An 18,308-nucleotide genomic window follows, 5' to 3' on the forward strand; every position below is an offset into this window, starting at 1 on the left:
TACGGTCAAAGATAATAAATATTAAATTCAATATAAAATGCAGGAATATAAGGAAGCACCTTTTTCCCAAACAGGCTTGATCCATTTAGAAGGCGGCCTAGACTACAGGGAAAGGGTGTTTTTTGTTATGTACGGGAAATTGTACAGCTCATGTTTGTACGGCATTGACGGGGTGATGATTGAGGTCGAGGTTGATCTGGCTAGCGGCATCCCTCAGACGAATATCGTTGGATTGCCTGATTCTGCGGTCCGGGAAGCGGTAGAGCGGGTACGCGCAGCGATCAAAAATTGCGGATATACCTTTCCACTGCAAAGAGTTACCATCAACCTGGCTCCTGCCGATCTACGCAAGGAGGGAGCGGCATTTGATTTGGCGATTGCACTTGCTTTGTTGTCGGCTAGCGGGCAGGTGATTCTTCCTCCGGAGGAGCGGCTTCTAATCATTGGTGAGCTCTCACTTGACGGAACGCTTCGTCCTGTACCAGGCGTTCTCTCTATGGTGGATCGCGCTCGACGGGAGGGCTTTACTTCTGTTCTGCTGCCGCAGGAAAATGCGGAGGAAGCCCTATTGCTCGGCGACATAAAGGTATATGGCATTACCCACCTTAATGAACTGGATCCAGCGTCAAAGGATGGCAAAGGACAAGAAATTAAGGAGAAGGAAGCTCCGCTTTGCCTGCCGTCACTTGGACATCTGGAGATTAAGCCAAAAAACGGTACTATAGCTGAGTCCGCAAAACCGCTGGAAAATTACAGCGACGTATTAGGCCAGCGGCACATCAAACGGGCGTTATCAATTGCTGCCGCCGGCTTTCACAACATTGTGCTGATCGGACCGCCAGGAACCGGGAAAACGATGCTGATCCGCAGGCTACCTACGATACTTCCCCCTTTAACCCCGGAGCAATCGCTTGAAGTCACCAAAATATACAGCTCCGCCGGAAAATTTAGCGATTCTGCCCAAGGGCTTATGACGCGTCGGCCGTTTCGCTCGCCTCACCATACAATTTCGTCCGGTGGCCTGATTGGCGGCGGCGGTATCCCGAAGCCCGGCGAAGTCAGCCTGGCCCACCACGGCGTCCTATTTCTGGACGAACTGCCGGAGTTTTCGCGGGGCGTACTCGAGGTACTGCGCCAGCCGTTAGAGGAACACAAAGTGACGATAAGCCGTTCCCGGGCATCGTTTACGTTCCCGGCTCATTTTCTGCTTGCAGGTTCGTTAAATCCTTGTCCGTGCGGATACCTCGGCGCACAACCTCCACTGCCGCAGTGTACATGCAGCCCTTGGCGAGTCGCCCAGTACCGCGAGAAAATCTCGGGTCCCTTGCTGGACCGTATCGATATGCACGTCGAAGTTCCGCGTCCGTCTGGCTGGCACGAGGATCATCATCCACTCAGCTCGGAGGAGATGCGGGAAAGCATTGAGCAGGCTGAAGTGATGCAGGATAGGCGGTATCATGGTACCGGGATACGCCGAAACAGTGAACTATCAGGTAGTTTGCTGAGAAGATTTTGTCCTCTTGATTCAGATGCGCAAAAGCTGCTGCTTTCTTCCTTCGAAACGCTCGGTCTAAGTATGCGAGCGTATGATCGCATTATCAAGCTCTCTAGAACGATAGCTGATCTGGAGGGTCATACGAACATTCAGGCGAGCCATGTGGCTGAGGCGTTTTCATACAGGCATCTCGACCAAAGGCCACAGTTGTGAATAGGAGATAAAATTAACTGTGGTATTTGTAGCAAATGCAAGAATATATATCACACCGCGGATCGTTGCATATTTGAGCTAAATTTGTCGTAAAACATTCTTAAATCGAGATTTATTGTGACAAAATTCGATAAAAATGAACCGATAGCCGACCACATTTTAAAAAGAAAAGTAAATTCATACATTCTATGAAAATATATCTGAAATGAATGCCATATGATGTAAATAATTCATCTCGCTTTGAGATGAAAATGATATAAAAAAGTTGTGTATAAATGATGAACTTTTTAAGGAAAGCGTTTTAAAAAAGTGTTACAATATTCTGGGTTTCAGCTAGGTGTTTTGAACCTCTAAATACCGCCTGTTGATAGGAGGATTTTTACGCATGAATATCCATGAATATCAAGGAAAAGAAGTCCTGAAGAAGTACGGCGTTGCCGTTCCAGAGGGACGAGTGGCATTTACGGTAGAAGAAGCCGTGGAAGCAGCGGTAGCGCTAGGAACTCCAGTAGTGGTAGTTAAGGCGCAAATTCATGCCGGCGGCCGCGGAAAGGCTGGGGGCGTTAAAGTAGCGAAAAGCTTGGATGAAGTTAGAACTTATGCGCAGGAGCTTCTCGGAAAAGTGCTGGTGACCCACCAGACCGGTCCGGAGGGTAAGGAAGTCAAACGTCTCTTAATTGAACAAGGCTGTGATATTAAGAAGGAATACTATATCGGTGTCGTAGTAGACCGGGGAACCGGCCGCGTAGTTATGATGGCCTCAGAGGAAGGCGGCACAGAAATCGAAGAGGTAGCTGCCGCAACGCCTGAGAAGATTTTCAAGGAAGTGATCGATCCGGCAATCGGATTGCAAACGTATCAAGCTCGTCGATTGGCTTATGCGATTCATATTCCTAATGAACTGGTCGGTAAGGCCGTTAAATTCATGATGGCGTTGTACGAAGCGTTTGTGGACAAGGACTGCTCGATCGCGGAAATTAACCCGCTTGTCGTTACCGGAGACGGTGAAGTGCTTGCGCTTGACGCCAAACTCAATTTTGATTCGAACGCATTGTTCCGCCATAAGGATATTTTGGAGCTGCGTGATTTGACGGAGGAGGACGGGAAAGAAATCGAAGCCTCCAAATATGACCTCAGCTACATTGCTCTTGACGGCAACATCGGGTGCATGGTTAATGGGGCTGGCCTTGCTATGTCAACGATGGACATCATCAAGTATTATGGCGGCGATCCTGCGAACTTCCTGGACGTAGGGGGCGGTGCAACGGCCGAGAAAGTGACGGAGGCTTTTAAGATCATTTTATCGGATGCCAAGGTGAAAGGAATCTTTGTTAACATTTTCGGCGGCATTATGAAGTGTGATGTCATTGCTTCAGGTATCGTGGAAGCGGCAAAGCAAGTTGGACTTGACCGTCCACTGGTCGTGCGACTGGAAGGAACAAACGTTGAGCTCGGCAAGCAAATTTTGACCGACTCCGGTCTTGCCATCGTATCCGCCGACTCCATGGCTGATGGTGCACAGAAAATCGTTGCACTGGTTTCATAATAGATTCACCGATATCCACGTTAGGGGAGGCTCGAAATATGAGTATTTTGGTCGATAAACATACAAAGGTCATTACCCAGGGGATTACAGGAAAGACGGCCCTGTTCCATGCAAAAGGAGCCCTGGACTATGGCACGCAAATGGTCGGGGGTACATCCCCGGGCAAGGGCGGGACGAAGGTCGAAATCGTGCTTGAAAGTGGTCAAACGGTTAGTTTGCCGGTGTTCAACACGGTGTTAGAAGCCAAAGAAGCAACGGGTGCTACAGCGAGCGTCATTTATGTACCACCGGCTTTTGCCGCCGATTCCATCTTGGAGGCTGTTGAGGCGGAGATGGATTTGGTCATTTGTATTACAGAAGGCATTCCTGTGCTGGACATGGTAAAAGTTAAACGTTATATGGAAGGAAAAAAGACCGTATTGATTGGCCCTAACTGTCCGGGTGTCATAACGCCTGGGGAATGCAAAATCGGTATCATGCCGGGTTACATTCACTTGCCGGGCCATGTTGGCGTCGTTTCACGAAGCGGTACGCTGACGTATGAGGCGGTTCATCAGCTGACTACGCGGGGTATTGGACAATCTTCTGCGGTAGGTATCGGAGGCGACCCGGTGAAGGGTTCGGAATTTATCGACATTTTACGCCGCTTTAATGAGGACGAAAATACGCATGCGGTCATTATGATTGGTGAAATCGGTGGAACGGCCGAAGAAGAAGCGGCTGAGTGGATTCGCGATAATATGAAGAAACCTGTCGTTGGCTTCATCGGTGGTGTTACGGCTCCTCCAGGCAAACGGATGGGGCATGCGGGTGCGATTATTTCCGGCGGAAAAGGCACAGCCAAAGAGAAAATTGCCAAACTTGAGGCCTGCGGCATTAAAGTAGCACCTACGCCTTCGGAGATGGGCTCCACACTTGTTGGTGTGCTCGAGGAGCGGGGTATTCTGGAGCGCTGCACAACTCACTAATAGCTTTTCTCAGTAGTTAGATATAGTGCAAAGGTAAGCAACCTTCTAGCCAAAAACGGCGGGGAGGTTGCTTTTTATTTTTATTAGGGAATGGGGAAGTGTAATGGATAAAAGGTGTATTTTAATCGGTCTCCACGAAAGTCCTGGATTAGGGTGGAAAAAAATTCATAATATTTTATCGCAGGAAGGGTGGGAGTATGCATTAGGCTTTAGTGCGTCCGATTGGCTGGAACGAGGATTGGATTCTGAGCTTGCGCTAAATATGTCAAAACATTTTACTACAGCGTGGCTTGAGTCTAGGCTAGAACTCCTTGAGCGAAAGGGAGTCCAAACGGTGACTTATTATGATTCACAGTACCCTGTATTAATGAAGGAAACCGCTCGCCCTCCTTGGGTAATGTATTGCTTAGGCCGCAGCGAACTACTCTCAACCTTATCGGTTGCGATTGTTGGTACACGCCTACCAACGGCATATGGCCGCAAAGTAACCATGATGCTAGCCGAAGAGCTAAGCGGCCGGGGAATTACGATCGTAAGCGGCTTGGCCCGCGGCATTGACGGAGCCTGCCATGAGGCCACGTTAAATGCCAGGGGCGCTACCATTGCTGTTTTGGGTACGGCAATCGATGTCGCTTATCCGAAGGAGCACACGTCTTTGTACCATCACATACAGGAACGTGGACTTGTTGTATCCGAGTATCCTATCGGAACGCCGGGTCATCCTGGGTTGTTTCCACAGCGCAATCGAATTATTGCCGGTATTAGCCGCGGAACGGTGGTTGTAGAGGCGGATACTCGAAGCGGATCACTAATTACTGCAGACCTAGCTCTCGAAGCGGATCGAGATGTATTCGCCGTCCCAGGCCCCATCACTTCACCTAAAAGCAGGGGAACCTTAGCGCTTCTTAAGCAAGGAGCCAAAATCGTAACTGCAGCAGAGGACATTTGGGAGGAATATGGGCCTTTCCTCTCATCCATTGAGGAGTCGGTCCTTGAAAGTAAAATAGGAAACGAGTTGACAGATGAGGAGCAGCACATATACCATATGTTGGAGCAGGGAATCGCCAGTTTTGATGATTTGCTGGTACGGACAAACTGGAATTTTGGACTTTTACATTCAGTTCTGTTATCTTTAATCATGAAAAAAACGGTGGTTCAACTGCCCGGCTCCTTATATGAGCTAATATAGTCCATTCCTATCTGTGAGTGGCCCTAATATATGACTATATAAGAATGAAGTGTTGAGAAGTATTGTATTGTTCGAGAGGAGGACGAACCTGTGGCGGATTCACTCGTCATCGTGGAATCGCCTGCCAAGGCGAAAACGATTGGCAAGTACTTAGGCAGTAAATTCATCGTGAAAGCCTCAATGGGCCATGTTCGCGATTTGCCCAAGAGCCAAATTGGGGTTGAAGTAGAGAACGACTTCAGTCCAAAGTATATTACGATCCGTGGGAAGGGTTCTATTTTAAAAGAATTGAAAGATGCCAGTAAAAAGGTCAAAAAGATCTATCTGGCAGCCGACCCCGATCGCGAAGGAGAAGCGATAGCCTGGCATCTCGCCCATGTCCTGGACGTGGATAAAACGGAAACATGCCGCGTCGTGTTTAATGAAATTACAAAGCAGGCCGTGAAGGACGCCTTTAAGACTCCGCGGAAGATCAATATGGATCTTGTTAACGCCCAGCAAGCCAGACGGATTTTGGATCGGCTTGTCGGCTATAAAATTAGCCCGCTTTTGTGGAAAAAAGTGAAAAAGGGCTTGTCAGCCGGCCGGGTGCAGTCGGTAGCGGTTAAAATAATTTTGGACCGTGAGAATGAAATTTCCGCGTTTGTGCCAGAGGAATACTGGAGCATCACGGCGAGGCTCAAAACGGGGGATATCCCGTTCGAGGCAAAGTTTTATCAATACCGGGGCGAAAAGCTGGAGCTAAGCAGCGAACAGCAGGTCCAGGCAATTTTAAAAGCTATTAAGCAGGTTCAGTTCAAAGTTACCGAGGTAAAAGAGAAGGAACGTCTCCGTCATCCGGCAGCTCCGTTTACGACAAGCTCGTTACAGCAGGAAGCTGCACGTAAGCTGAACTTCCGGGCAGCCAAAACAATGTCGGTTGCGCAGCAGCTTTACGAAGGCGTCGACCTTGGTAAAGAGGGAACGGTCGGTCTCATTACTTATATGCGTACAGACTCGACTCGGATTGCCTCCTCTGCACAAGAGGAAGCGAAAGAATATATTTTAGGTAAGTATGGTGATGCTTTTTCGCCAGAAACCCCAAGGCAGTATTCGAAAAAAGCCGCGGGTGCCCAGGACGCGCATGAAGCGATTCGTCCGACCTCGGCGATGCGGGATCCTGAATCCGTGAAAGAGTTTACGACACGGGATCAATATCGTCTATATAAACTGATCTGGGATCGGTTTATGGCTAGCCAAATGTCCTCCGCCGTGCTCGATACCATGTCGGTCGACATCGCCGCAGGCGATGCTACTTTTCGTGCAGTAGGCTCTAAGATTCGCTTTCCAGGGTTTATGAAGGTGTACGTTGAGGGCAATGACGATGGAACGACGGATGATGAGAAGTTTTTACCGCCTCTTAAGGCAGGAGATGTGCTAACGACCGAAGAGATCGATCCTAAGCAGCACTTCACCCAACCGCCTCCACGGTACACTGAGGCTCGTCTGGTGAAAACGCTGGAGGAACTTGGCATAGGACGTCCAAGTACTTATGCGCCTACGCTGGAAACGATCCAGAAGCGCGGCTACGTGGCGATAGAAGAGAAAAAGTTCATGCCTACTGAGCTCGGTGAGCTCGTCATCGAACAGATGGAGCAATTTTTCCCGGAAATCCTTGACGTTGAATTTACCGCACACATGGAGGAAGACCTAGACCATGTGGAGGAAGGCTCTGAGGATTGGGTCCGAGTGCTTGGTCAATTTTATGAGTCCTTCGAGAAGCGGCTCGTTGTCGCTGAGGAAGAAATGAAGGAAATTGAAATTGAAGATGAGGTCTCTGATGAAATTTGCGAAAAATGCGGAAAACCGCTCGTATACAAGCTAGGACGTTTCGGCAAATTTCTGGCCTGCTCGGGATTTCCGGAGTGCCGGAACACCAAGCCGATCATCAAAGATATCGGGGTGACCTGTCCGAAATGCAAAGAGGGACATGTGGTCGAACGGCGCAGTAAAAAAGGCAGAGTATTCTACGGATGTGATCGCTACCCGGAATGTGATTTTGTGTCATGGGATAAGCCATCACCGAAGCCCTGCCCGAAATGCGGCTCCTTAATGATTGAGAAGCGCAACAAACAAGGGGGAAAATTACAGTGCACGGCCTGCGATCATACAGAGGCCATCGAGGAGAATGATGAAGGAACAGATTAACTTCTGAGAAGGCTACATCAGGGTATTTTTGGGGGGATTTGATTGACTAACAGCAATAAAGTAACCGTCATAGGCGCCGGTTTGGCCGGCAGCGAAGCGGCCTGGCAAATAGCGAGCCGTGGTATCCCTGTGGTATTGTATGAAATGCGTCCGGTCGTGAAAACGCCGGCGCATCATACGGATCAATTTGCCGAGCTGGTGTGCAGCAATTCGCTGCGTGCTAACGGATTGACGAATGCCGTCGGTGTTCTTAAAGAGGAAATGCGGCTGCTAAATTCGCTTGTACTCGGCGCAGCGGACCGCAATGCGGTACCGGCCGGGGGGGCGCTAGCCGTCGATCGCGACGGCTTCTCAGGTGAGATTACGCGCACTCTTCGAGAGCATCCACTTATTGAAGTAATCAACGAGGAAATTACCGAGATTCCGCAAGATGGCATCGTCGTCATCGCAACGGGCCCGCTCACGTCTCCGGCACTTTCGGAGCAAATCCGGCGGCTGACCGGCGAAGACTATTTCTATTTCTATGATGCCGCCGCTCCGATCGTGGAGAAGGAGTCCATCGATATGAACAAGGTCTATCTCGCATCCCGTTACGATAAGGGCGAGGCGGCCTACCTAAACTGTCCGATGACAGAGCAGGAGTTTGACGCATTTTATGAGGCATTAATATCTGCAGAGGTAACGCAGCTTAAGGAGTTTGAAGAAGAGGTCTATTTCGAGGGCTGCATGCCGATCGAAATCATGATGCGCAGGGGCAAACAAACAGCGTTGTTCGGGCCGATGAAGCCGGTGGGCTTGGTCAATCCGCATACCGGAGCACTACCGTATGCCGTCGTACAGCTCCGTCAGGACAATGCAGCGGGGACGCTGTACAATCTTGTGGGTTTCCAGACTCACCTGAAGTGGGGCGAACAGAAACGCGTATTCTCCATGATCCCAGGTCTGGAGAATGCCGAATTTGTCCGCTATGGCGTGATGCACCGCAACACGTTCATCAATTCTCCAAAGCTGATGCTCCCGACGTATCAACTGAAAGCACGGCCGCAGCTCTTTTTTGCCGGTCAAATGACAGGCGTCGAGGGCTATGTCGAGTCGGCCGCTTCCGGCCTGATCGCCGGCATCAATGCTGCACGCTCCGCAATGGATCAGGAGGGAATCGTATTCCCAGAGGATACGACGTTCGGCAGCATGGCGCGGTACATTACGACCGCTGATTTTGAACACTTCCAGCCGATGAACGCCAACTTCGGCTTGTTCCCTAAGCTGGACACTCGCTACCGTAAAAAAGCAGAGAAAAACGAAGCGCTCGCAAAGCGCGCCCTTGATAGCTTAAAATCCTTTATGACAGAAGAACGGTTGGGATAACGACCGTTTTTTTGCCTTTATTCCGCGAAACGGAATCCGGCCACACACGTAAGTCATAACATAGAACTAGCGTCAAAAAGTGAGTCCAAAGCACCGAAGCCCAGGCGCATTCCCGAAGGGAACAGCCCTCCAAGCACGAAGCTCGGGCGCATTTCCCGAAGGGAAACAGCCCTCGCAGGAGCGTCTCAGTAACTCTCACGTTATCTAAGCTTTCCAGGTAACCCGGGAGCGCCAAAAGTAAGACGTACCCGAAGGGGGAAAAGCGTTCCACGCACGAAGTCCGGGGCGTATTCCCCAAAGGGGAACAGCCCTCGCAGGAGCGCCTCTCCCCCTCTCACGTTGGTCCAGTTTGCGGGTATCCAAAGGGCAGCAGGCCCTTGGGGCCCTCCCTTACAGTAAGGGAGGGTTTGGGAGGGTTGAGACCACCACAAAATTGAAAGGAAGCGAAACCATGATTCCTACATTTCATGCAACAACCATTTGTGCGGTCCGCCACAATGGTAAAGGAGCCATAGCCGGTGATGGCCAAGTTACGTTTGGCGAAAGCGTCGTCATGAAGCAAACCGCTAAGAAAGTTCGTCGATTGTATCGTGGGCAGGTGCTGGCCGGATTTGCCGGTTCTGTTGCCGATGCCATAACACTGTTCGAAAAATTCGAAGGCAAGCTAGAGGAGCATCATGGAAATCTGCAAAGGGCTGCCGTAGAGCTGGCTAAGGATTGGCGGCAAGACCGTGTGCTTCGCAAGTTAGAGGCACTTATGATTGTAATGGACCGTTCCGGCATGCTGCTTATTTCTGGGGGGGGAGAAATTATCGAGCCGGATGACGATATTTTAGCGATCGGATCGGGAGGCAATTTCGCGCTATCCGCCGCTCGGGCGTTAAAACGACATTCCCAAATGGAAGCCAAGGATATCGTGCGTGAATCTTTGCAGATTGCTTCGGAAATATGCGTTTATACAAACAGCAACATTATTGTGGAGGAGCTTTAATAAAGTATTTTTGATGAAGCAAAGATGGGAAAAATATTTCTCGGGAGGGACGTATCTTGACTGACATAAATCTAACCCCAAGACAGATTGTTTCCGAATTGGATAAATATATCGTTGGACAGAAGAAGGCGAAGAAATCCGTTGCCGTTGCCTTAAGAAACCGATATCGGCGCAGCCTTCTTACCGAAGAAGTCCAGGATGAAATCGTACCTAAAAATATACTGATGATTGGTCCGACAGGGGTCGGCAAAACGGAAATCGCACGTCGCCTCGCAAAACTTGTAGGAGCCCCTTTTATAAAAGTGGAGGCGACTAAATTTACAGAAGTGGGGTATGTGGGCAGAGATGTAGAATCCATGGTCCGGGATTTGATCGAAACCGCAATTCGTACTGTTAAGCTAGAACGTACCGAGAAAGTGAAGGATAAGGCGGAAGAACTAGCTAATGAACGCCTTGTCCAAATTCTTGTTCCGTCTGCCAATAAGTCTAAAAATGGGCGTAATCCCTTTGAAATGCTGTTTGGGGGAGGGAACCAAAATCCTTCAAACACGGTTCAGGAAGAGGAGGAAGACAGCGGACTCACAGAACGACGCCGTCAAGTTCGTTTTAAGCTGCTGGCAGGTCAACTCGAAAATGACATCGTTGAGGTTGAGGTGGAGGATACCGCACCAACCATGATGGATATGTTCGCTGGTCAAGGCAATGATCAGCTGGGTATGAATATGCAGGAAATGTTCGGAAATCTTCTACCACGGCGGACTAAGAAAAGAAAGCTGTCAATTAAAGAAGCACGCAAGGTACTAACCCAAGAGGAAGCAGCAAAACTCATCGACCAAGATGATTTGATTCAAGAAGCGGTTACACGTGCGGAACAAACAGGAATCATCTTTATCGATGAAATTGATAAGGTAGCTAGCCGTGGTCAAGGCTCTGGACCTGATGTCTCACGTGAAGGTGTACAAAGAGATATTCTCCCGATCGTGGAAGGCTCGACGGTGATGACGAAATACGGGCCAATTAAAACGGATTACATTTTATTCATAGCTGCCGGAGCATTCCATATTGCCAAGCCGTCTGATCTCATTCCAGAGCTGCAGGGACGGTTTCCTATACGGGTAGAGCTAAGCAGCTTAACGCTGGAGGATTTCGTATCGATCTTAACGGAACCGAAGAACGCTTTGACTAAACAATACATCGAACTTCTGCGAACAGAGGATGTGGAGATTGAGTTTTCGGATGAAGCCATTCGGGAGATCGCTAGAATAGCCGCAACTGTGAATACGAATACGGAGAATATCGGGGCACGAAGACTTCATACCATTTTGGAAAAACTGCTGGAGGACTTATCCTTCGAGGCACCGGAACTGACGCTAGAGAAGATGATCATCACTCCAGAGTATGTTAGGGAAAAATTAGGAGATATTGCCCAGGATCGAGATTTGAGTCAATTTATTTTGTAGAGATTATTCATTTTAACAAGACAGGACCCAAGGTTTGTTTTTGGGTCCTGTCTTTTTTTTCACAATTCCGACAAAACATTTACCTCTAACCTAGGAAAAAAGGGTCGGTTTTGATTTATTCCGACAAATTACATAGTTATTGATTTGATTGAAATTTGTCGAATCTTGGGGGTTTTATAGAAAATATTTCAAAATGAGCAATAAATAACGTAAATATCTGTAAAGATAGGGCTTTTTTCTTATTGTAATAATGTCGAATCTCCTTGAAACTTAGGATATATGACATTACAAACTTGTTTCCAAACCTAGGACGTTAGAAAGACAATTATTAGCAATATTTTGTCGAAAAAAGAGGGATTATTAGCTTTTTGTTGAATAATTAATCATTACATAGTCTATAAGTTCAAGGGGGGGAATTAAGTGCAATTGTTGAATGGGTTGGGGTACCAAAGACTCGAAACGGCAATACAAGCCTCCAATCTTCGAAAAGGGGTTATTACCAATAATATCGCGAACAATGACACCCCTTATTACAAGCGTTCGAGCGTCTCTTTTGAAAGTCTGCTGCAAAACGAAATGAATGGTGATATGCCTGAACTCCAAGGAAGAAGAACTGATTATAGGCATTTTGTCATAGGCCCTTCGATGGATGTTCCGGAGCCTAAAGTCACCACGGATCAAACTACAGCGATGAACAACAACCAGAATAACGTTGATATCGAAAGTGAAATGAGTCAGCTCGCAGAAAACCAACTACGCTATAACTCCTATATCGAGCAGCTCAACTATATGATCAAAATGAAACGTACTGCAGTAGAAGGGAGATAATCGACATTGAGTATTAGCGACAGCTTCAGCATTAGTTCCTCTGCATTAACCGCGCAACGGCTCCGTATGGACGTCATTGCCTCAAATATTGCCAATGCCGACACAACTAGAGCAAGAGTAGAGAATGGCCAGGCAATACCGTACCGACGCAAGGTTGTCGTTATGGCCCCTAAGGAATTGGATTTTGAAAGCACCTTAAGCAACGCGATGGACGGCTACAAGGGTCAAGGTGTCAAAATCACAAAAATCCAAGAAGATCCTGCTCCACTTGTACCTGTATACAACCCTACGCATCCTGATGCTGATAGCAAAGGTTACGTATACATGCCAAATGTTGACAAACTAAAAGAAATGGTAGATATGATGTCAGCCTATCGATCCTATGAAGCTAATGTCACAGCTTTAAATACAACCAAAGCGATGATAACTAAAGCACTGCAAATAGGTAAATAGACCTTTATAATTTTGTTGCTAGGAGTGTTGACCATTGATAGAAAGATTGAATTTTGATACTACTAAGTCACTGGGGGGGGTTGACTCCCTTAATAAGACGACTCAGTCGCCCACCCCTGCAGAGTCAATTAAGCAATTCAGCTCTTTTCTTAACGATGCATTAGACGGAGTAGCCGCACAGGAGACGAACGCACAACAAGTTAATAACCAGTTTATGCTGGGAAAAGTGAATGCCGACCAGATGATGATCGCCTCGGAGCAAGCTTTGTTAAGTTTGCAATTGACTACGCAAGTCCGTAATAAAGTGATAGAAGCTTATCAAGAGATTATGCGTACGCAAATTTAATGACTTTTAATGCTTCGGATGAGGTGACATTGTGAATGAGAGAATTGCACAGTATCGGGATCGAATAACCGGGTACTGGAACCAGTTTAGCAAAAAACAGAAAACATTATTGATATCGACAATAGCTATTATCCTGTTAGCCATCATTTTGCTGACGATCCAGTTTTCCAAAACAGAGTATGATGTGGCATTTACGAATTTGGATTCCACTGATGCAGCGGGTATCGTCAAATATTTGGAATCCGGAAGTATTCCTTATAAGCTGGGTGAAGACGGGAAAACAATATCCGTTCCTACCAAGGATGTATCTCGCGTGAAAGTTGATGTTGGTTCGCAAGGAATAGTAAAGAGTGGTTCCATCGGTCTCGAATCATTTGATGAAAGCTCATCGCTTATCGGTATGACGGATAACGAATTCAATGTTAAGTATAAAAATGCCCTTAACGGTGAAGTGGAACAGTTGCTTAAACGGATGCAGGGTGTAGATGATGCCAAAGTCCTAATCAATCTACCGTCCGAAAACGTATTTGCGAGCCCTGATGAACAAGAGAAGGCTACCGCTTCGATCGTCTTAACCTTCAAGGCTGGTTATCGACCAGACCAGGAAGCAATTGATGGATACTTCAACTTGGTAAAGACATCAGTTCCGAACCTGCCAATCGAAAATATCTCGTTGTCTTCCAGTGATGATACTGTATTGCTAGCAACTGGACATGGCGGTAAATCAGGCTCATTAACTACGGCGGTTCAAGAGAACATGGCTCTTCAGAAAAAATTTGAAAGTGATGTTCGTCAGAGTGTGAAACAATTCTTATCCAAATTAACGGGTCCTGAGAAAATTGAAGTTTTGGTTGCCTCCAAACTGAATTTTGATCAAGTAACCCAAAAGGATAATCTTGTTCAGCCGGTTGATACAGACAATATGAAAGGGATTGAAATCAGCGCCCAAAAGGTTCAAAAAAGCTATACCGGCGCTGCAAACCCGACTAGCGGTGTGCCAGGAACCGGCCAACAGGACGTAGTTAACTATCCTTCAGCGGAATCGTCCGGAGGTTCTTCCTCAGAGGAATCATCCTCAACAATTAATTACGAGGTTAACCGGATTACTAAGGATATCGTAGCTAGTCCATATGTTATAAAAGATTTAACCATTAACGTAGCCGTTGAACCACCTGCAGGTCAACAAACTTTAGATGAAACAACGCGATCGGCCATCGAGAATATATTGAAGAACATCGTTGGTTCGTATTTGGCAGATTCCGGAACTACTTATACAGACGCAGATCTACAGAAAAAAGTTTCGGTTTTCTCGCAACCTTTCCAAAATAATATAGAAGAAGCTAAAGGGCTAACTCTTTCGAATCCGCTAGTATGGGGAGTCGGCGCTGCGGCATTGCTTGCACTAGCTGGCATCGGTTTTATTCTGTACCGTCGCCGCCGCAAAAACATGGTAGAGGAAGAAGAAATTCCGTTGCCTCTTACACCAGAATTTCCGTCCATTAATTTGGATTCTGTCACTAATGAAAACCAAGTGCGCAAACAACTCGAAACACTGGCCAAGAAAAAGCCGGATGAATTCGTCAACTTGCTTCGCACCTGGCTGGCTGACGAATAGAGGTGAATGCATTGTCAAAATCAACAACTAGCCCTGGATTAACTGGAAGACAGAAGGCAGCTATTTTACTAATCACATTGGGCCCTGAAGTGTCTGCTCAAATATTTAAGCATTTACGTGACGATGAAATCGAACAGTTAACGCTGGAGATTGCTAATGTCCGCAAGGTGGATAATACGGAAAAAGAAATGATTATGGCTGAGTTTCATCAGATCTGTCTAGCGCAGGAATATATCACTCAAGGTGGTATTAATTACGCTAAAGAGATTCTGGAGAAAGCTCTTGGACAAGCCAAAGCGTTCGACATTATCAACCGTTTAACCGCAACTTTGCAGGTCAGACCGTTTGACTTTGCACGGAAGGCCGAACCTAATCAAATTCTTAACTTTATTCAGAATGAAAATGCCCAGACTATTGCTCTCGTCTTATCTTACTTACAGTTTGAACAAGCGGCGACAATTCTGTCCTCGTTGCCTCAAGAGAAGCAAGCTGAAGTTGCTAGAAGAATCGCTGTGATGGACAGTACTTCCCCGGAAGTAATATCGCAAGTGGAACGAGTTCTGGAACAAAAGCTTTCTGCTACTGTAACGCAAGATTATACGAGCGCAGGCGGTATCGAGTCGATCGTACAAATCTTGAATGGTGTTGATCGTGGTACGGAAAGAACCATCCTTGATTCTTTGGAAATTCAGGATCCGGAACTTGCCGAAGAGATCAAAAAGCGCATGTTTGTGTTCGAAGACATTGTCAATATCGACAACCGTTCTATTCAACGAATTATTCGCGATATCGAAAATGCCGACCTACAGCTTGCGCTCAAAGTGGCCAGCGAGGAAGTGCGCGAAGCCGTTTTCCGCAACATGTCGAAACGGATGTCCGAGACTTTCAAGGAAGAAATGGAATACATGGGACCTGTTCGGCTGCGTGATGTTGAGGAAGCACAGACTCGCATCGTAGCTACGATACGCAGACTGGAAGAAGCTGGTGAGATTATTATCGCTCGCGGCGGAGGAGATGACATTATTGTCTAACTTGATAAAAGTATCGCAATATGTCCCAGTCGAAATATTGAAGCAGCTAAACTTGGCCAAAAATCATGTGCCTTTTGCGGAACGCCAATCTTATGAATCTTTTAGTGAAGAAAATAACTTACCTTCTCCCGAAGATACCGCCGCTGAGGAGACAAGACGTCAAATGCTGGAAGATGCCAAAGAATTTGCGGAACGGCAAATACGTGAGGCGTCGGAACAAGCAGAGAACATTCTTGCCGAAGCCCGTGAGCAAATTGAGGCTTGGTGGCAAGAACGTCGCCAGCAAGACGAACATCTGATAGAGGCAGTGAAATCGGAAGGCTTCAATCAAGGGTTTGAAGAAGGTAAAGTACAAGCGGAGCAAGACTTGCAGGTAAAGATCGATGAGATGATGGGTGAGGCTGAGGAAGTGCTTCAGCAGGCTTATGTAGAAAAACAACGCATTATTCAAGAAGCTGAGCCCTTTTTGGTAGAGTTAAGCTGTGCGATTGCTGAAAAGATAATTGATAAACAGTTGGAATTAGAGCCAGGCTACGCAACAGAGCTCATTAAGAAAAGTCTGGCTAGGAAACGGGAGCAAGGTGTGCTCACACTTTGTGTAGCTCCAAGTTATTTCTCGTTTGTGCAAGCTGCTAGAGAAGAACTTAGTTTGTCGATTGATTCTCAGGCTGAGTTGCAAATTTTGCCGGACCCGACGGTTAAAGACCGCGGCTGCGTGATTCGTTCAGCCTTTGGAAGCATTGATGCTAGGATCGATACCCAGCTAACGGAGATAAAAAAAGAACTGCTGCGGATTTCACTGCAGGCCGAGGAGCGGGGACAGCTGAATGACGACACTGAACGCTGAACGTTACAAAGATTATCTGAGGCAGCTTGACCCCGTTCGGATTAATGGCAAGGTCACACAGGTTATCGGCCTCATGGTAGAGTCGGAAGGCCCTGATGCAAGCATAGGCGACGTTTGCTACATATATCCCAGCAAAGCTTCGCAGCCCTTGCAAGCGGAAGTCGTTGGATTTCGGGACAATAAAGTCCTCTTGATGCCGCTTGGTGACCTGCAATCGATCGGCCCGGGATGCGATGTGGTTGGTACAGGGAAACCTTTAACGGTACAAGTTGGATCCGAGTTGCTAGGAAAAGTACTTGACGGGCTTGGACAACCGCTTGATGGTTCTTTGATACCGTCCCGAATGGGACATTATTCTACATCTAATAAGCCGATGAACCCTCTAAATCGGCCGAGGGTTTCTGAACCGATAAGTATTGGGGTAAGAGCCATCGATGGACTATTAACAATCGGCAAAGGGCAACGAGTTGGGATATTTGCAGGTTCTGGCGTAGGGAAGAGTACGTTGATGGGGATGATTGCCCGAAACACCTCTGCTGACGTAAATGTCATTGCACTGGTTGGTGAACGTGGCCGTGAGGTTCTCGATTTCATCGAGCGAGATCTTGGACCAGAAGGGTTGGAAAGGTCTGTGGTTATTGTAGCTACCTCTGATCAGCCGGCGCTCATTCGGATTAAAGGTGCTCTTATTGCCACTTCAATCGCGGAGTATTTTCGGGACAGAGGCTTGAACGTCATGCTGATGATGGACTCCGTAACCCGTTATGCGATGGCGCTGCGTGAAGTTGGGCTCGCTATAGGTGAACCTCCTGCTATGCGAGGTTACACACCATCAGTCTTTGCAGCACTTCCAAAATTAATGGAAAGGGCTGGAACTGGCCCGACAGGTTCGATTACTGCTTTTTACACCGTACTGGTTGACGGCGATGATATGAACGAGCCGATAGCTGATGCGGTGAGGGGGATATTGGACGGGCATATCGTTCTTAATCGGAGTATCGCGAACAAAGGTCATTTCCCGGCCATCGACATCTTAGCCAGTATTAGCCGGGTAATGAAAGATATCGTGCCGGAGGAACTAAACGACGCTGCCGAAAATTTAAAACGGTTGCTCGCAGTATACAAAGATTCAGAGGATTTGATTAATATCGGTGCCTATCAGCAGGGCTCTAACGCAGATATTGATGAAGCCATCGGTTATATCGGAAGTATATGGAATTTCACAAAACAGAAAGTGAATGAGAAGGTAACGCTAGCTGAAGCGCAACAACGTTTAATTTCCGAATTTTCAAGGAGATGACCTTTAAAGGATGAAGTTCCGTTACGTCTATCAAAAAGTCGTTGATTTAAAATCTAACGAAAAGACGCAGGCTGAATGGATGCTATCTGCCGCTGTGGGGCAACTACAGTTGGAGCAGCACTCACTGGATCAATTGTTTGAGGAGCAGTCCAAAACCGCTTCCGTGATTCAGTCACAAATGGAAAATTGTGCGCCGATGAACAAGTTGCAGGAACTGCAGCGGTATATGGAAAGTATTGAACAAGCCATAACCCGCAAAATCAGTGATGTAAAACGTGCGGAAATAAATGTAGAAAACAAAAAAATGATTTTAAACGGCAAGATGCTGGACGAAAAGGTTTGGTTAAAAGCGAAAGAAAAAGCCAGGGATAAATTTCAGCACGAAATGCTTCTTCGGGAACAAAACGAGCTGGATGAAATGGCTACTGTCCGGTTCGCCATGAGAGCCCGTTAAAGCGGGTGATTAAAATGGGC

General features: G+C 47.3%; 16 protein-coding genes. All 16 read left to right on the top strand.

What is annotated here, in order from left to right; all coding sequences use genetic code 11:
• Positions 1-127 precede the first annotated feature (127 nt).
• The 16 genes from ACFQ3W_RS12830 to fliJ all read left to right on the top strand — a co-directional run bounded on the left by ACFQ3W_RS12830 (position 128) and on the right by fliJ (position 18,288).
• Positions 128-1,708, top strand: coding sequence for a YifB family Mg chelatase-like AAA ATPase (locus ACFQ3W_RS12830; protein ID WP_379319620.1), 1,581 nt, complete (start codon positions 128-130; stop codon positions 1,706-1,708).
• A gap of 385 nt (positions 1,709-2,093) precedes the next feature.
• Positions 2,094-3,254: an ADP-forming succinate--CoA ligase subunit beta gene (gene sucC, locus ACFQ3W_RS12835; protein WP_379319621.1), complete on the top strand. Its 1,161-nt coding sequence runs from the start codon at positions 2,094-2,096 to the stop codon at positions 3,252-3,254.
• 38 nt (positions 3,255-3,292) lie between these two features.
• Complete coding sequence (sucD, locus tag ACFQ3W_RS12840) at positions 3,293-4,222, top strand: succinate--CoA ligase subunit alpha (protein ID WP_379319622.1); 930 nt, start codon at positions 3,293-3,295, stop codon at positions 4,220-4,222.
• Positions 4,223-4,325: 103 nt separating this feature from the next.
• A complete protein-coding gene (gene dprA / locus ACFQ3W_RS12845) occupies positions 4,326-5,411 on the top strand; it encodes a DNA-processing protein DprA (protein WP_379319623.1) in 1,086 nt (361 codons plus the stop codon).
• A 90-nt stretch (positions 5,412-5,501) separates the two neighbouring features.
• Positions 5,502-7,598 (top strand): type I DNA topoisomerase, encoded by a 2,097-nt coding sequence (gene topA, locus ACFQ3W_RS12850; protein WP_379319624.1) that lies wholly within the window; start codon positions 5,502-5,504, stop codon positions 7,596-7,598.
• A gap of 42 nt (positions 7,599-7,640) precedes the next feature.
• Complete coding sequence (gene trmFO / locus ACFQ3W_RS12855; RefSeq protein ID WP_379319625.1) at positions 7,641-8,963, top strand: methylenetetrahydrofolate--tRNA-(uracil(54)-C(5))-methyltransferase (FADH(2)-oxidizing) TrmFO; 1,323 nt, start codon at positions 7,641-7,643, stop codon at positions 8,961-8,963.
• Positions 8,964-9,414: 451 nt separating this feature from the next.
• Entirely contained in the window at positions 9,415-9,954 is a 540-nt protein-coding gene (gene hslV, locus ACFQ3W_RS12860) for an ATP-dependent protease subunit HslV (protein ID WP_379319760.1), read from the top strand.
• A 56-nt stretch (positions 9,955-10,010) separates the two neighbouring features.
• On the top strand, positions 10,011-11,414 hold the full coding sequence (gene hslU / locus ACFQ3W_RS12865; RefSeq protein ID WP_379319626.1) for an ATP-dependent protease ATPase subunit HslU: 1,404 nt from the start codon (positions 10,011-10,013) through the stop codon (positions 11,412-11,414).
• 420 nt (positions 11,415-11,834) lie between these two features.
• The gene (gene flgB, locus ACFQ3W_RS12870; protein ID WP_379319627.1) at positions 11,835-12,242 is read left to right on the top strand and encodes a flagellar basal body rod protein FlgB; all 408 of its coding nucleotides are present in this window, start codon (positions 11,835-11,837) and stop codon (positions 12,240-12,242) included.
• Between the two features lie 6 nt (positions 12,243-12,248).
• Positions 12,249-12,695 carry a flagellar basal body rod protein FlgC gene (gene flgC / locus ACFQ3W_RS12875; RefSeq protein WP_379319628.1) on the top strand — a complete coding sequence of 149 codons (447 nt, stop codon included), beginning with the start codon at positions 12,249-12,251 and terminating at the stop codon, positions 12,693-12,695.
• Positions 12,696-12,729: 34 nt separating this feature from the next.
• Complete coding sequence (fliE, locus tag ACFQ3W_RS12880; protein WP_379319629.1) at positions 12,730-13,041, top strand: flagellar hook-basal body complex protein FliE; 312 nt, start codon at positions 12,730-12,732, stop codon at positions 13,039-13,041.
• 31 nt (positions 13,042-13,072) lie between these two features.
• Positions 13,073-14,656, top strand: a complete 1,584-nt coding sequence (fliF, locus tag ACFQ3W_RS12885; RefSeq protein ID WP_379319630.1) for a flagellar basal-body MS-ring/collar protein FliF — start codon at positions 13,073-13,075, stop codon at positions 14,654-14,656.
• Positions 14,657-14,667: 11 nt separating this feature from the next.
• Entirely contained in the window at positions 14,668-15,687 is a 1,020-nt protein-coding gene (fliG, locus tag ACFQ3W_RS12890) for a flagellar motor switch protein FliG (protein ID WP_379319631.1), read from the top strand.
• Complete coding sequence (locus ACFQ3W_RS12895) at positions 15,680-16,534, top strand: FliH/SctL family protein (protein ID WP_379319632.1); 855 nt, start codon at positions 15,680-15,682, stop codon at positions 16,532-16,534. The genes fliG and ACFQ3W_RS12895 overlap by 8 nt, the downstream gene beginning before the upstream one ends.
• The gene (fliI, locus tag ACFQ3W_RS12900; protein ID WP_379319633.1) at positions 16,515-17,834 is read left to right on the top strand and encodes a flagellar protein export ATPase FliI; all 1,320 of its coding nucleotides are present in this window, start codon (positions 16,515-16,517) and stop codon (positions 17,832-17,834) included. Before ACFQ3W_RS12895 ends, fliI begins: the two co-directional genes overlap by 20 nt.
• A gap of 10 nt (positions 17,835-17,844) precedes the next feature.
• A complete protein-coding gene (gene fliJ / locus ACFQ3W_RS12905; RefSeq protein ID WP_379319634.1) occupies positions 17,845-18,288 on the top strand; it encodes a flagellar export protein FliJ in 444 nt (147 codons plus the stop codon).
• The last annotated feature ends 20 nt before the right edge of the window (positions 18,289-18,308 follow it).

This window comes from Paenibacillus puldeungensis, assembly GCF_042678945.1.
GTDB lineage: Bacteria > Bacillota > Bacilli > Paenibacillales > Paenibacillaceae > Fontibacillus > Fontibacillus puldeungensis.

Coding starts and splice junctions, on each gene's coding strand:
- ACFQ3W_RS12830 (WP_379319620.1), top strand. CDS start 128: ATGTACGGGAAATTGTACAGCTCATGTTTGTACGGCATTGACGGGGTG.
- sucC (WP_379319621.1), top strand. CDS start 2,094: ATGAATATCCATGAATATCAAGGAAAAGAAGTCCTGAAGAAGTACGGC.
- sucD (WP_379319622.1), top strand. CDS start 3,293: ATGAGTATTTTGGTCGATAAACATACAAAGGTCATTACCCAGGGGATT.
- dprA (WP_379319623.1), top strand. CDS start 4,326: ATGGATAAAAGGTGTATTTTAATCGGTCTCCACGAAAGTCCTGGATTA.
- hslV (WP_379319760.1), top strand. CDS start 9,415: ATGATTCCTACATTTCATGCAACAACCATTTGTGCGGTCCGCCACAAT.
- fliI (WP_379319633.1), top strand. CDS start 16,515: ATGACGACACTGAACGCTGAACGTTACAAAGATTATCTGAGGCAGCTT.
- fliJ (WP_379319634.1), top strand. CDS start 17,845: ATGAAGTTCCGTTACGTCTATCAAAAAGTCGTTGATTTAAAATCTAAC.